Annotated in this window: 10 protein-coding genes; 6 read left to right on the top strand and 4 right to left on the bottom strand. The window is 36.7% G+C overall.

The window, feature by feature from the left end; translation table 11 throughout:
* Positions 1–552: 552 nt before the first annotated feature.
* The 4 genes from ADA55_RS05110 to ADA55_RS05125 all read right to left on the bottom strand — a co-directional run bounded on the left by ADA55_RS05110 (position 553) and on the right by ADA55_RS05125 (position 4,674).
* Complete coding sequence (locus ADA55_RS05110) at positions 553–963, bottom strand: tyrosine-type recombinase/integrase (RefSeq protein WP_053087370.1); 411 nt, start codon at positions 961–963, stop codon at positions 553–555.
* A 337-nt stretch (positions 964–1,300) separates the two neighbouring features.
* Positions 1,301–2,767 (bottom strand): alpha-ketoglutaric semialdehyde dehydrogenase GucD, encoded by a 1,467-nt coding sequence (gene gucD, locus ADA55_RS05115; protein ID WP_048680072.1) that lies wholly within the window; start codon positions 2,765–2,767, stop codon positions 1,301–1,303.
* Positions 2,768–2,939: 172 nt separating this feature from the next.
* Positions 2,940–3,833 (bottom strand): fumarylacetoacetate hydrolase family protein, encoded by an 894-nt coding sequence (locus ADA55_RS05120; RefSeq protein ID WP_048680076.1) that lies wholly within the window; start codon positions 3,831–3,833, stop codon positions 2,940–2,942.
* Between the two features lie 73 nt (positions 3,834–3,906).
* Complete coding sequence (locus ADA55_RS05125; RefSeq protein ID WP_048680079.1) at positions 3,907–4,674, bottom strand: IclR family transcriptional regulator; 768 nt, start codon at positions 4,672–4,674, stop codon at positions 3,907–3,909.
* 650 nt (positions 4,675–5,324) lie between these two features.
* Here ADA55_RS05125 and ADA55_RS05130 point away from each other — a divergent pair.
* The 6 genes from ADA55_RS05130 to ADA55_RS05155 all read left to right on the top strand — a co-directional run bounded on the left by ADA55_RS05130 (position 5,325) and on the right by ADA55_RS05155 (position 14,026).
* Positions 5,325–7,313: a YjhG/YagF family D-xylonate dehydratase gene (locus ADA55_RS05130; protein WP_048680082.1), complete on the top strand. Its 1,989-nt coding sequence runs from the start codon at positions 5,325–5,327 to the stop codon at positions 7,311–7,313.
* A 277-nt stretch (positions 7,314–7,590) separates the two neighbouring features.
* The gene (locus ADA55_RS05135; RefSeq protein WP_048680085.1) at positions 7,591–9,042 is read left to right on the top strand and encodes a GntP family permease; all 1,452 of its coding nucleotides are present in this window, start codon (positions 7,591–7,593) and stop codon (positions 9,040–9,042) included.
* An 894-nt stretch (positions 9,043–9,936) separates the two neighbouring features.
* Positions 9,937–10,755, top strand: coding sequence for an ABC transporter ATP-binding protein (locus ADA55_RS05140; RefSeq protein ID WP_048680087.1), 819 nt, complete (start codon positions 9,937–9,939; stop codon positions 10,753–10,755).
* Positions 10,756–11,275: 520 nt separating this feature from the next.
* Entirely contained in the window at positions 11,276–12,337 is a 1,062-nt protein-coding gene (locus ADA55_RS05145) for an ABC transporter substrate-binding protein (protein ID WP_048680089.1), read from the top strand.
* Between the two features lie 27 nt (positions 12,338–12,364).
* Positions 12,365–13,180, top strand: coding sequence for an ABC transporter ATP-binding protein (locus tag ADA55_RS05150; protein WP_226990413.1), 816 nt, complete (start codon positions 12,365–12,367; stop codon positions 13,178–13,180).
* An 81-nt stretch (positions 13,181–13,261) separates the two neighbouring features.
* On the top strand, positions 13,262–14,026 hold the full coding sequence (locus tag ADA55_RS05155; protein WP_161798615.1) for an ABC transporter permease: 765 nt from the start codon (positions 13,262–13,264) through the stop codon (positions 14,024–14,026).
* Positions 14,027–14,233 lie beyond the last annotated feature (207 nt).

The following is a 14,233-nucleotide window of genomic DNA, read 5'->3' on the forward strand; positions in this document are numbered from 1 at the left end:
ATAAAAATAGACAAACTCGATTTTCATCGAGTTTGTCTACAGTCTGAAAGTAGTCCTATGGGCTACTTTTATTTTTCTTGGGTTCCATCCTGCTCATTCCCATAGAATATCATAATAAGCTGCTATGATAGATAGCAGTTTATTCCGCTAGTCTGCCCTTAGAGGGTCATAAATATTGGGCACATTTTGGTCACGAACTCATTATAATTAGATAAGCTCCTATGACAGTCAATATTGGTATACGTACTATGCGAGCCTTCATTAGATATTGCTACAAGAAAGGTTTCATTGATACACCAATCATGAGGACTTTAAGCCAATCAAAACACCATACCCGACGAAGCATGGGTACGTATCTTATGCTCCAATGAACTATAAAATTTTCGGCAGCACTAAGATTCTTGATAATCTTGGCCAAGCAGTAAATGGTAATATAAAGTCTATTTATGCTATATGAAGCCTAATCCGTTGTTCTCCTTTTTTTAATCCTTTTCAAGATAATTGGTTCTTTTCTCTCCCAGCAGTTTCGCAGCCTTTTTAGCCTTCTCCTGCTCAGGGTTTGTATAGAGGGCAGCCGTTGTGGTTGAAGTATGACCAAGTTGAGTCATCAGTAGATGAATGCCCTGACTGTTCCATTAAATTCGTCCCATAGGTATGCCTAAGTTTGTGTGGAGACATCGATTTATTGATCTTAAATGCCTTCGTGTATTTCTTTACTAGAGCCTCGATGGCGCGGTTGGAAAGGGGGGTGGCTCCATCATTCACCCTAGTCAAGAATACATAGTCCGTATCATCGTTTGAGCCCCTATAACGTTCCGTTCGCACAGCTAGGTAATCTTTTATGTCCTGCATAGATGGAGGAGAGATTGCCACTACATCCTTTTTACCACCCTTACGTAAAACGTGTATCTGTTTTTCCTCAAAATCTAAGTCTCGTAACCTTAAATTGGATAACTCATTCAACCGGATGCCGCTGCCTAAGAAGAGGAATATTCTTTTTCTGAATTCACACCCTTTAATCCTATTAATTCAATAATATTGGAAGGGAATGAATATAAAGGGGATGAATTTATGAATACTTATGCGCCTTATTTTTTTATATATGGAGGTTTTTATACATCCTTGATTTATCAAGCTTTGTTCAGTTCTCTACTATAAAAAGTGCATAAAAGCAATAGCTTTTATGCACTTTCTAAGTATCAATTATAAGTTTTTGAGGGTTAGTTCTTATTAGGTTTATTTCATGAGAACATAATTAATAGCTAAAACATATCTGGTATATATTCTTCTAAAAAATCATTTATGGCTTTACAAATACGGTTTTAATAGAAGTGAAAAACTCAATTGCAGCTTCTCCTTGCTCACGAGAGTGGGAGCTGGATTGTTTCATTCCCCCGAATGGGGCTTGCAGTTCAACTCCAGCAGATTCAGCATTAATACGTACGAGACCAGCATCCATCTCATTAATAAAAGAAAGCATGTGACCAATATTTTTAGTGAAAATAGAAGCACTTAGTCCAAATTTCACGTCGTTTGCAATTTGTAATGCTTCTTCTAAAGTCTCAACTTTGATAAGGGCAAGCACTGGTCCAAAAATTTCCTCTTGGGCAATAGACATTCTATTACTTACATTTTCAAAGACAGTAGGTTCCATAAAGAATCCATTGACTAATTCATCTTCCTCCAAACGTTTACCGCCATAAATCAATGTCGCGCCCTCTTCAATTCCTTTCATTACGTAAGAAAGTACTGTATTCAACTGGTTCTCACTTGTACATGGCCCCATCCATATATCTTCTTTTAAACCATTCCCAATTTTTATTTCCTTTATCTTTTCAATAAGTTTATTTTTGAACTGCTCGTAAACTTTACTTTGTACGATTACACGACTTGTAGCTGTACATTTCTGTCCCGTAGAACGGAGGCCTCCACTAATAGTTGCTTCTACTGCCTCTTCTAAATCGGCGTCATTGGCTACAATGACAGGATTCTTCCCACCCATTTCTAACTGATACTTAGCACCACGCTTTAGAGCTCCTAGCCCAATTAATTTACCAACCGCATCAGATCCTGTGAATGTAATTCCATTAATATCTGGGTGGTTAGTAATCGCCTGACCAATGACAGACCCAGGGCCTGTCACCATATTAATAGTACCCATTGGAAGCCCTGCCTCGTCAAAGCATTCTATTATTTTGGCTGCGGTTACTGCGGCTTCTTGAGCTGGTTTAAGAATAACAGTATTTCCATAGATGAGTGCCGGCGCTATTTTCCAGATGGGGATTGCCACTGGGAAATTCCAAGGTGTGATAACGCCTACAACTCCAAGGGGAGCACGAGTAGTGAACATCAGTGCTTCAGAATCCGATGAGGGAATCACATCACCTATTTTTCTCATTCCTTCTCCTGCATAATAACGAAGGATAGCGACACCTCTAGCTGTTTCCCCTTTTGCTTCCAGAAGTGTTTTTCCCATTTCACGAGTCATCGTTTCCGCAATTTCATCAATACGTTGCTCGAGTGCGTTCGCGACTTTATACAAATACTCTCCACGGGTAGCACCAGATAGCTTCCCCCAGAAAACTTGTGCTTCCTTCGCAGCAAGAACAGCGTTATCTAAATCTTCTTTTTCAGACTGTTGTACATAACCGATGATTTCATGACGATTGGCTGGATTGATACTAGTATCAACCTTTTGAATAGAAGCAGTTACCCATTTACCATTGATATAGTTTAAATACGTTTTTACGTCAGTTTTTACGTTCACCTTATATACCCCCATATTCCTTGAAACAGTTTGCTTAATCCTGAAACATTGAATGCCAAAGTCCTTATTGAAGTTAATTTTATGGTTTAGTTGGAGAACTCTCGTTAAACTAGTGTTTTTCCAAGAATTCAATGAGTATTTTTCTGCATGATTAGTGTGTTATCGGTTTTACTCAAACTAATATGTGTTTTGGTAACTTTACACTATTTTTCAAGACACCAATATTAGAGACTTCAATTTCAATCTCATCGCCATCTAATAAGGTAAAGTCATTTGGTGGAATTATACATGTACCAGTCAATAATACAGTACCGTCAAAAATTTCGTTGTCGCGTATGAGGAAAGATATTAATTCATCAAATTTTCTTTTTAACTGGCTAGTATTCGCTTTTCCCTCTACTTTAAGCTCGTCATTGCGGTAGATTCGACATGTGATGTCAAAATTGTAGGGATCTTCCACGGACTCTGCAAGGATAATTGCCGGTCCAATGGAACAAGAATTTTTCCACATTTTTGCTTGTGGTAGATAAAGAGGGTTCTCTCCTTCAATGTCACGACAACTCATATCATTTCCAATCGTATATCCAAGGATTTCACCATCTCGATTAATAACAATGCCCACTTCTGGCTCAGGAATTTGCCAATTAGAATCACTACGTATGTAAACGTCCTGTCCTGGACCAACCGTACGAGCAGCCGTAGACTTAAAGAAAATTTCTGGCCGTTCAGCCTCATATATCTTGTCATAGAAAGTAGTTGCATCAAGCTTTCCACCTGTTGCTTCATAATTACGTGCATCGCGACTACGCTCATATGTAACACCGGAGGCCCATACTTCTTCAGCTTCAATAGGAACAAGTAACGATAAATCTTCTACAGAGTATGGAATAGGCTTTGACTTGGAAATAGTAATTTCTACAAAAGAGAGGGGAGAAACATTTTGTTCGTTTGCCTGTTGGATTAATTCAATCAATCCTTCTTGAGGAAGAGGGTATACTTTTCCCTCATTTGTAATAGCTGCTAGAGTTGCTTTTGAATGCTCATTTAAATATCGGATAATACGCATAAAAATAGCCTCCTAATGTTTTATATTATAAAACTGAGTTTTCATATATAGACAAAAGAGAAGGGAACCACCTCTATGAAATTGGTATCCCATTTCCCATTTGTTCTGATAATTGGAAAGCCGCCTGTTCCAGTTGTTCAATAAAAGTTTCTAGCTGAACCTCATCTATACGAGCTATAAGTGTAGAAAGGCTAATAGCTGCAATAACTTTATTCTCATGATTTCGAATAGGTGCTGCAATACAGCGAACACCTGGCTCGTTTTCCTGATTATCAACTGCGTACCCTTGAGATTGAACTTGTTGAAGCTCACGCAAAAATTCAGATTCACCTGTAATGGTATATTCAGTTTGTTTAAAATAGACATATTCATTTAGAATTTTTTTAATTTCTTCCTGATCTTTAAAAGCTATTAAAGCTTTACCAACAGCGGAGCAGTGAAGTGGAATTCTTTTCCCTATTTTTGAATAAAGAATAACGGCCATAGGACCTTCAACTTTATCAATATAAACTCCCTCTTTGCCGTCTAGTATAACTAAGTGGGCAGTCTGTCCGGTTTTTACCGATAAATCCATTAAGTATTTTTTTGATAAATCTCTAAGGTCTAAAGACTGAATGACATAATTTCCTCTTTCAAAGAGCTTCATTCCCAAACCATACTTCCCATTCTCAGGATTTTGACTGATATAGCCATGATTTAAAAGCGTTTTCAATAAAGAATGAACAGTGCTCTTGTGAAGTCCTAACTGATTACTTATATCTGTTATTTTCAATTCTGCTGTATGTTCGTCAAACAAATCAAGAATACGAAGAGCACGGTCTACTGATTGAATAACAGGCATGGATTTCACCTACTTGTTTTAAATTATAAAACCTATTTTTACTATTACAAACATTCTTACAATTCAAATATAATACTAGTTTTTTAAAAATGTCAAGAAACTTAATTAAATACATGGATTTCCTTTATCCAAAGAAAAATTATAAAGAATTCATTTATCATTCTCATTCTACAAAGCGAAGTTATTAAGTCATACAATTATCTACGTAAGATTTATAGGAGTTAATATCTTATACAAAAACTAGTATTTTTTTAGAATTATACCCTCTGTTGTTTTAGACTCCTTACGTAGATATGAGTAAAATATAGAGGTTTATTGTAAATAACATGAAATCCTACTCTATAATTAGCTTCGGAAAGTTGATTGACTTTTCAGAAAAAATGTGATTATTTTAAATGGCAACCAAAGTTCAATATAGATGAACTGCGTTTTATATTATAAAACTAAAGGAGAGGTTTTTATAGAGAGTATACAAGATAAACAGTCCTTAGAATATTCAATATTTCAGATTATAAAAATCGAAATAGCAGTAGGCAAGCATGATAGTAATTGCTATAAATATAGGTCAATAATTAGCAGTTAATTATGTGAGCAACATAATTATATTTCTTTTTTTGAAATAAAAAAATCTTATTAACGGAGGAATACATATGTCATTACAATCGATATTTGGTGAAGAGGATGTATCTTTTTACAAAGTTCAAACTCATTCAAAAGGGGCAGACGGTTCACTCCCACTTACATCAGAAATGTTGCTAGATTCACCAAGTGGTGACCTTTTTGGATTATCCCAAAATGTTGGAATGGGATGGGCACCTTCAAACCTCCTTGGAAAACAAGTTCTAATCCTCGGTACTCAAGGTGGAATTAGGAATCATGATGGTACTCCAATTGCGTTAGGGTATCATACTGGCCATTGGGAAATAGGTTTATTAATGAAGGCGTCAGCTGAAGAGATTAGTAGACAAGGAGGGGTTCCTTTTGCAGGATTCGTAAGTGATCCATGTGATGGTCGTTCTCAAGGAACTACCGGTATGTTTGATTCCCTTCCTTTTCGAAACGATGCAGCTATAGTTTATCGTAGATTAATTCGATCATTGCCTACGCGTCGTGCAATTATTGGGGTAGCTACGTGTGATAAAGGTCTTCCAGCAATGATGGTAGCTCTGGCGTCAATGCACAACTTGCCAACTATCATTGTCCCTGGAGGTGTTACTCTTCCACCTACAAATGGAGAAGACGCAGGAAAGATTCAAACAATTGGGGCAAGATACGCAAACAACGAAATTACTTTACAAGAAGCTGCTGATCTCGGATGTCGTGCTTGTGCTACACCGGGAGGAGGATGTCAATTTCTTGGTACAGCTGGCACCTCCCAAGTAGTTGCTGAAGCTATTGGAATGGCCTTACCTCACTCGGCACTAGCACCTTCAGGTCAGCCAATATGGATGGAGATGGCTAGGCAATCAGCACGTGCAGCTTTAGAGTTGGAGAAGAAAAAGATCTATACCAAAGATATTATTACGGATAAAGCGATAGAAAATGCTATGGTGATTCACGCAGCTTTCGGAGGTTCAACAAATTTATTACTTCATATCCCAGCAATTGCTCATGCAGCTAATTGTAAGATACCCACTGTTGAAGATTGGACTAGAATCAATAAGAAAGTTCCTCGCTTAGTCGATGTACTACCAAATGGTCCTGTAGGTCACACAACCGTTAAGGTATTCCTAGCAGGTGGGGTTCCAGAGGTTATGCTTCATCTAAGAAAATTAGGTGTGTTGCATGAAGATGTACTAACCGTTACTGGAGAAACCCTTGGTGCAAACCTCGATTGGTGGGAAAAATCAGAAAGACGTACAATGATGAAAAAACAATTGTTGGAAATTGATGGAATTAATCCTGATGATATTATCATGGATCCAGTCAAAGCAAAAGAAAAAGGTCTAACTTCTACTGTTACATTCCCGAAAGGAAATATTGCTCCTGAAGGATCAGTAATAAAATCAACCTCCATTGATTCATCTGTAGTAGGAGAAGACGGAGTGTATCGACATACAGGAAAAGCTAAAGTCTTCACTTCAGAAAAGACAGCTATAAAAGCTATTAAAACAGGGGGTATTGAAGCAGGAGATATAATGGTTGTTATGGGCGGTGGTCCTTCAGGAACCGGGATGGAGGAAACATATCAACTAACATCGGCATTAAAACATTTGTCTTTTGGCAAACATGTCTCCCTGATTACAGATGCGCGTTTTTCGGGTGTTTCTACTGGCGCATGCATTGGACATATTGGACCTGAGGCATTGGCTGGGGGAGCAATTGGCAAATTGCGTGATGGAGACGTTATTGAAATCATTGTTGACCGCAATCAGTTAGTGGGTTCCGTTAATTTTGTTGGAACTGAGAATGAAAGACTTTCTTTAGAAAAGGCAACTAAAGTCTTGAAAGAACGTGACCTTCATCCAGACCTCAAACCGGATCCTGGTCTTCCAGATGATACTCGTTTATGGGCTGCGCTTCAATCAGTAAGTGGAGGAACCTGGCGCGGAAATATCTATGATACAGATCGAATTATTGAAGTTCTAAATGCGGGAGTAAAAGCATTAGGTGAAGAAAAAACACTAGTTCAAAATTAATCTATAATTGCGAAACTTTAAAGCACATTTAAGACCTTACTTTTTAAACTTAATCGTTTATTATCCCATTTTATTAAATAGTAGTGCACGCTAAATTTTGTAATTACTTCAAATGAAAGCGATTACTATATTTCGTTTTTTCAAATATCTACACTTTATGACTAGTAAACAAAATAGCATAAGCATCCTAGAGTTACTTACTAATTAAAATATAGGTTCGGTATTTTTGTATGTTGAGCAAATAGAAATATTTTAATTATTTTTTTGGAGGTTTATTATGCCATTACTTATCGTAGCGATTGGGATTATCCTGTTGCTAATTTTGATTACTGGATTCAAATTAAATACATTTGTTTCATTAATTATTGTATCTTTTATTGTATCTTTAGCACTAGGAATGCCGCTTGAAAATGTTGTTGCATCGATTGAAGGTGGATTAGGAGGTACACTTGGTCATATAGCTTTAATATTTGGACTTGGTGCAATGCTTGGTAGGTTAATTGCTGATGCAGGGGGAGCCCAGCGTATTGCAATGACCTTAATTAATAAATTTGGAGAAAAAAGAATTCAGTGGGCTGTTGTAGTTGCTTCGTTTATTGTGGGTATAGCACTATTTTTCGAAGTAGGATTAGTTTTATTGATTCCAATTGTATTTTCAATTGCGAAAGAATTAAGAGTTTCTATTTTGCACCTAGGTATTCCTATGGCTGCAGCCTTATTAGCAACTCATAGTTTCTTACCTCCACATCCAGGGCCAACAGTAATAGCTGGTGAATATGGTGCAGATATTGGATTAGTTTTACTTTACGGTATTATTGTCGCAATACCAACCGTCATTATAGCAGGCCCTCTATATACTAAGGTGGCTAAAAAGATTGTACCTGATGCATTCAACAAAACAGGTAATATAGCTTCTTTAGGCGAACAAAAAACATTCCAGCTTGAAGAAACACCAGCTTTCGGTATAAGTGTATTGACTGCAATGTTCCCCGTTTTATTAATGGCTATCTCTACAATTGTTGATATGATTCAAAAATCAATTGGATTTGAAGGGAATACATTATTAGAAATTGTTCGTCTTATAGGAAACCCTTCTTCTGCAATGTTGATATCTTTAATTCTTGCATTCTATACAATGGGAATAGCAAGAAATACTCCAATAAAAGAAGTGATGGATTCTTGTACGTCATCAATTGCTGCAATTGGTATGATGCTATTAATTATTGGAGGTGGGGGTGCTTTCAAGCAAGTACTAATTGATGGTGGTGTAGGGGATTATGTAGCAGAATTATTTACAGGAACTTCAATGTCACCGATCATACTTGCTTGGTTAGTTGCTGCGATATTACGGTTATCTTTAGGATCAGCCACAGTTGCAGCTATGTCCACTGCAGGATTAGTAATTCCAATGTTGGCTCAATACGATGTTAATTTAGCCTTAGTAACTCTTGCAACTGGGGCAGGCAGCTCAATTTGCTCGCATGTTAATGATGCAGGATTTTGGATGATTAAAGAATATTTTGGGTTAAGCATGAAGGAAACGTTTTCAACATGGACAATACTTTCCACTATTACTTCTGTAGCGGGATTAGGGTTTATTTTATTATTAGATGCATCCTTAATTATCTCTGGAGCAGTAATAATTCTCATTAGTATAGTAGCAATATATTTCAGTATGTTTGACCGATCTAAGGATAAAAGAAACGCTTTGGGGGATATAAAGGCATAAAACCGTAAACGAGGGGACGGTTTACGACCAGTTATAAAGTCTATTTAAATAAGATTTAGAAGTTGATAACCTACTATTATGTAGATAATCAACTTCTCTTTTTTTTATAATGTATGGATGTTAGTGTCTGTTGCAACTCCTTCAACAATCTGTTATTGAAGGTAGAATAGGGGAGAGCAAACTTACTTGCCGGAGGATCACGCCTTAAGAGGGTGTTTTTTTTAAAGACATCGATTTGGAGAAAAAAGGATCAGTTTGTCCGTACTATATCAATGAACGTTTTGGTAATTTCGTAGCGTCCAATATTCTCGCGCGTGCCTTAAGGCAACAATGCCAAATCAAAATGCTTCACAGACATGACAGAATTTCATCTTTACGGTGAGAAGGTGCCATTCTTTGATATATAATTCCATAACGAAACAGAAGCGCCCCCAATAAATCTAAGAATTAAATCTTCATTTATTGTTTTGTATTTCATTTACCACCATTTCTTTCTTCTTTTTAGCTATTTTTCGTTTTTAACTATCCGTACTATCATTGATAAAATACACTAGCAGTATCAAATAGGATTATTGAAAGCGGAAAAAAGGTCTTTGCTTTCTGACAGGTTGGGATATACATGATATATATGTCTACTAGTTTTACCCCTTGGGTGAAGGGAATCAACAAAAAAATAGAAAAAATCAAAACAATACTTAGGAAAAAATTACAAAACGTGAAAAATTTAATATAATTACATTATTCAGTTAAATTGTTTTGTCCCCTAACCCTGATTGCTAGGGGACATTGGTTCTCGTCTATGAACGTAGCAAGGGACCAAGCAAACATTTTGAAAATTTTGTACATGGAGAAAATCGTTTGTAAAAGGCTTTAATACCTTAAGGAGGCGAAAAAGTGAGTCGAACGAAAAGCATAATTTCACTTAAAAATATTATCTGGAAGCGAAATGGAAAGCTGTTATTGAATGGGGTTTCATGGGAGGTCCAAAAAGGGGAACATTGGGCACTTCTAGGACTAAATGGATCAGGGAAAACATCTCTTTTAAAAATGATTACAGGTTATCAATGGCCGAATAGTGGTGAAGTGTCCGTTTTAGGAAATCTTTTTGGAAAAACGAATATTCCTGAACTGCGGAAATCCATCGGCTGGGTCAGTTCCTCATTAGATCAGGAATATCAGTCACGCCCAAATGATACAGCACTTGAAGTAGTTTTAAGCGGAAAATTTGCTTCAATTGGATTATATGAGGAAATTACAGAGGATGATGTAAAGAAAGCAAAAGCATTACTTGACCAATTCAGAATCCAACTTTTGTCTAACCAATTTATCCACACACTCTCTCAAGGTGAAAAAAGAAAAGTAATGATTGCCAGGGCCCTCATGTCTTCACCGCAATTATTAATCTTAGATGAGCCTTGCAATGGACTGGATATTTACTCTAAAGAAGAGCTGTTAGCATCTATTGAAGATATGACTGCTGCACCAAATGGCCCAACTATTTTATATGTTACACATCATATTGAAGAAATTGTTCCATCTATAACCCATGCTATTTTAATCAATTCGGGGAACGTTATGGATAAAGGAGAAAAAAGGGACGTATTAACCGAATCATTATTGGAAAAGACCTTTCGAGTCCCAGTCAAAGTAGAATGGGAGAATGAGCGTCCCTGGATCCGGATTAAATCCCTGTTATTTTCTGAGAAAAAATAAACCTAGTATGCTGAAGAGTAAAGTAAAGCGTTCGTAATAGTAAAAATACAAGATGAATATAGACTCCTTTCCATTGGAGGCCTAATTAAATAACTTGATTTATTGAGGCATAATAATAGTCGTTAGGACATCTTAATTTATCCCAATATGAAGAATGGTAGGTGTCTCTAGCCTTAACAAAAACATATTCTTAGTACTGACTTCGATTCTTATATTGTAATCTTTAAAATTACTGAAGCATTAAGTATTTTTCCTTTATTTGGCATAAAATGGTATCTCAAGAGTTAAAGGGCACTCATGATTTTAAATGAGTGTTTTTTTGTGTTGTAATCTACTGAATTATCTAAATTTTCCAAATTTCAATTGACCCAAACGGGACAGCTGATTTAGAATTGATATGTATATGAAATTATGTTTTATATATAAAACTATTTAGGGGGGATGTATGTCTAATGGACAATTTTTAATAGTGTTCTAAAAGTTAGGAATTAAGTAAAAAAGATTTAGGGAGGTAAGTAATATGTTTAAGAATAAATTGGCGTTCGTTCTGCTTTGTTTGGTATTAATAGTATCTGCATGCGGTCAAAGTGACAAAACAACAACAGAAAATAAAGGGAGTTCCGGAGGAAAAGCGGTTAAGCTTACTTTTACGGAACCTGCACGGTTATTGTCAGTTGCCCCATTGTATGTAGCCATAGAGCAAGGCTTTTTTGAAAAGGAAGGAATTGAAGCTGAAATTGTTTCTGGTGGTGGAGGAGCACAAGTAATCGCTTCGGTATTATCAGGTGAGGCTCAATTTGCGGTCTCAGGTCCTCGAAGTATGTTCACACCTCTTGACAAAGGTGAGGATTTATTGGCTATTCAATCATTAAATTCGGCGCTAACCTATCAAATTACACTCTCTGAACAATATCTAAAGAAAAAGAATGTTTCTAAAGACTCATCATTTGAAGATAGAGTGGCTTCATTGGATGGGGCAACCATTGGTACAAACCTTGTTGGTGATTCTGGGGACGTATATACCCGCTATTTAATGCAAAAGCATGGTGTTGATCACAATAATCTTAAAACCGTCAAATTAGCAGGAGATGGATCGAAGATTGGCGGTATGCAAGAGGGGATTGTTGACGGGGGGATAGCATCGCCTCCAATGGGTTTACAGGCGGAAAGTAAAGATGTAGGCGAGATTGTAATCAATACAAGTGAAGAGCCAATGTATGGGAATATGGTCTGGGAAGCCGTTTTTGCTAAAAAGGAATATTTAGAAAAAAATCAGGAAACATCTTTGAAAGTAGTTCGGGCAATAGGGAAAGGTATGGAATTCACACGTAATAACCCAAGAGAGGCAGCCGAATCAATCGAATCTTATTTTGATGGAATTGATGTTGATATCCTAGAGGAATCACTAATCGGATTGAAAAACACTTTTAAAGGCTATGGAGAAATGAATCAAGAAGCTTGGGATAATGCCCAGGATCCATTAGTTGAATTCGGCAAGATATCAGGCGTTTCTACTAAACAGGATACAACTGAAGATGTTATTTGGACAAATAGTTATATAGAAGAAGCATTTAAAAAATAATTAGATAGAAAGGAGATGATAGGTAAGGTGGAAAATGCACAAATGGAAAACTATAAATTGTCTACTCGTTTTTTAGATGTTACTTACGTAAACAATAAAACTGGTGCAGAAGTGATGGCCCTGCAGAATATAAATTTAAATATTAAAGATGGTGAATTTATATGTATTGTTGGGCCGAGCGGCTGTGGAAAAACCACTTTTTTAAATACTGTGGTTGGATTACTAAAGCCAAGTAAGGGGGAAATTCTATTAGATCAGCAAAAAATCGATGGTCCCGGCAAGGACAGGGCAATGGTTTTTCAAAACCCGAGTCTTTTACCTTGGAGAACTGTTTTGGAAAATGTTCTTTATGGAGTTGAACTGTTAAAGCAAATAACCGCAGAGAAAAAGAAAGAGGCCAAAGAATTTATTGAAATGGTCGGTTTAAAAGGTTATGAAAATCATTATCCACATGAATTGTCAGGGGGGATGCAGCAACGGGTAAACTTGGCTCGGGCATTAACGGTAAACCCGTCATTAATCTTACTGGATGAGCCATTTTCGGCATTGGACGCACAAACTAGGGAATTTATGCAAGGTGAGTTACTTAGAATATGGGATGAGACAAAAAAGACAAGTCTTTTCATTACACACCAAATTGATGAAGCGGTATTTTTAGCTGATAGAGTTTTTGTTTTTGGGGCAAGACCAGGACGTGTAGTGGAGGTTGTGGATGTAGATATACCTAGACCGAGAGATCTCCATGTGAAGCGTAGCCCGGAATTTATAGAGTTTGTTGATCATATTTGGTCCATTATTGAACAGGAGTCTTCAAAACAAGGTTTCGATAATAAAGAAAAATAATTAATGTGAAAGGAGAATACTATGACGAAGGGTATGATAGAACTTACACAATCAAAGCACAAGATAAAAAAGGCGAAGAAAATGAAAAAAGAAAAAAAGTCATTTTTTATCAGTGTTGCGTCTGTTTTACTATTCCTGTTGCTTTGGGAAGCAGCCTCTCAAAATGAATGGATAAATCCATTGTTCATTAGCTCACCAATTGAAATTGCACACGCGGCAGTTTTAATGGTCCAAGAAGTTTCCTTTTGGGAAAATATGAAAGTAAGTGGTTACGAATTTGTTTCAGGCTTTGTTTTAGCCATACTTATTGGAATCCCAATTGGTGTGTTATCAGGTTGGAACTCTACCTTTAATGCTGTAGTTAACCCTTTCATTTCAGGACTATATGTAACTCCTAAAGTCGCCCTATTACCAGTGATCATCATCGCATTCGGAATAGGACCAGCATCAAAAATTGTTATCGTATTTTTGATGGCCTTCTTTCCAATAGTGATGAGCGCTCAAAAAGCTATGTTAACATTAGATCAAAACTTAATAAAAGCAGCAAGGACATTTAGTGCAAGTGAATTTCAAATTTTTAAAACAATTGCATTGCCTTCGACGGTACCATTCCTTTTAAACGGTATTCGCTTAGGTATCGGTCAAGGATTAATTGCAGTAGTTGTAGGTGAATTATTCGCTTCGACAGCTGGTATCGGATACCAATTGACAAGCAATGGTCAAAATCTACAAACAGATCGCATGTTTGTTGGCGTGTTGGTCATTACGATTACGGGAATCATTCTTACTTCATTATTAGGCATTATTGAAAGACGCTTTTCATCTTGGAAACCTGAAAATAGTTAATTAAATTTACACTTTAAACGTTATTTTTCAGTATTGCAGAACAAACGGTTACAGTGTAACAGCCTCAAGACAATATTTCAAGTAAGCTTAAATTTGGAAAAGGTAATTGTAAACAAGTTTGTAGACAAAGGGTTTCCATCTGAATTTTTAAACAAATTTGATTGGAACGGAAGGTACGAGACTCCTGCGGGAAAAGCGCGTCCAAGG

Origin of the sequence: Bacillus sp. 220_BSPC (genome assembly GCF_001054655.1) — a bacterium.
Taxonomy (GTDB): Bacteria; Bacillota; Bacilli; order Bacillales; family DSM-1321; genus Peribacillus; species Peribacillus frigoritolerans.

Excerpts from the sequence above, each read along its gene's own strand:
- ADA55_RS05120 (WP_048680076.1), bottom strand. The coding sequence starts at position 3,833 with ATGCGTATTATCCGATATTTAAATGAGCATTCAAAAGCAACTCTAGCA.
- ADA55_RS05125 (WP_048680079.1), bottom strand. The coding sequence starts at position 4,674 with ATGCCTGTTATTCAATCAGTAGACCGTGCTCTTCGTATTCTTGATTTG.
- ADA55_RS05130 (WP_048680082.1), top strand. The coding sequence starts at position 5,325 with ATGTCATTACAATCGATATTTGGTGAAGAGGATGTATCTTTTTACAAA.
- ADA55_RS05135 (WP_048680085.1), top strand. The coding sequence starts at position 7,591 with ATGCCATTACTTATCGTAGCGATTGGGATTATCCTGTTGCTAATTTTG.
- ADA55_RS05145 (WP_048680089.1), top strand. The coding sequence starts at position 11,276 with ATGTTTAAGAATAAATTGGCGTTCGTTCTGCTTTGTTTGGTATTAATA.
- ADA55_RS05155 (WP_161798615.1), top strand. The coding sequence starts at position 13,262 with ATGAAAAAAGAAAAAAAGTCATTTTTTATCAGTGTTGCGTCTGTTTTA.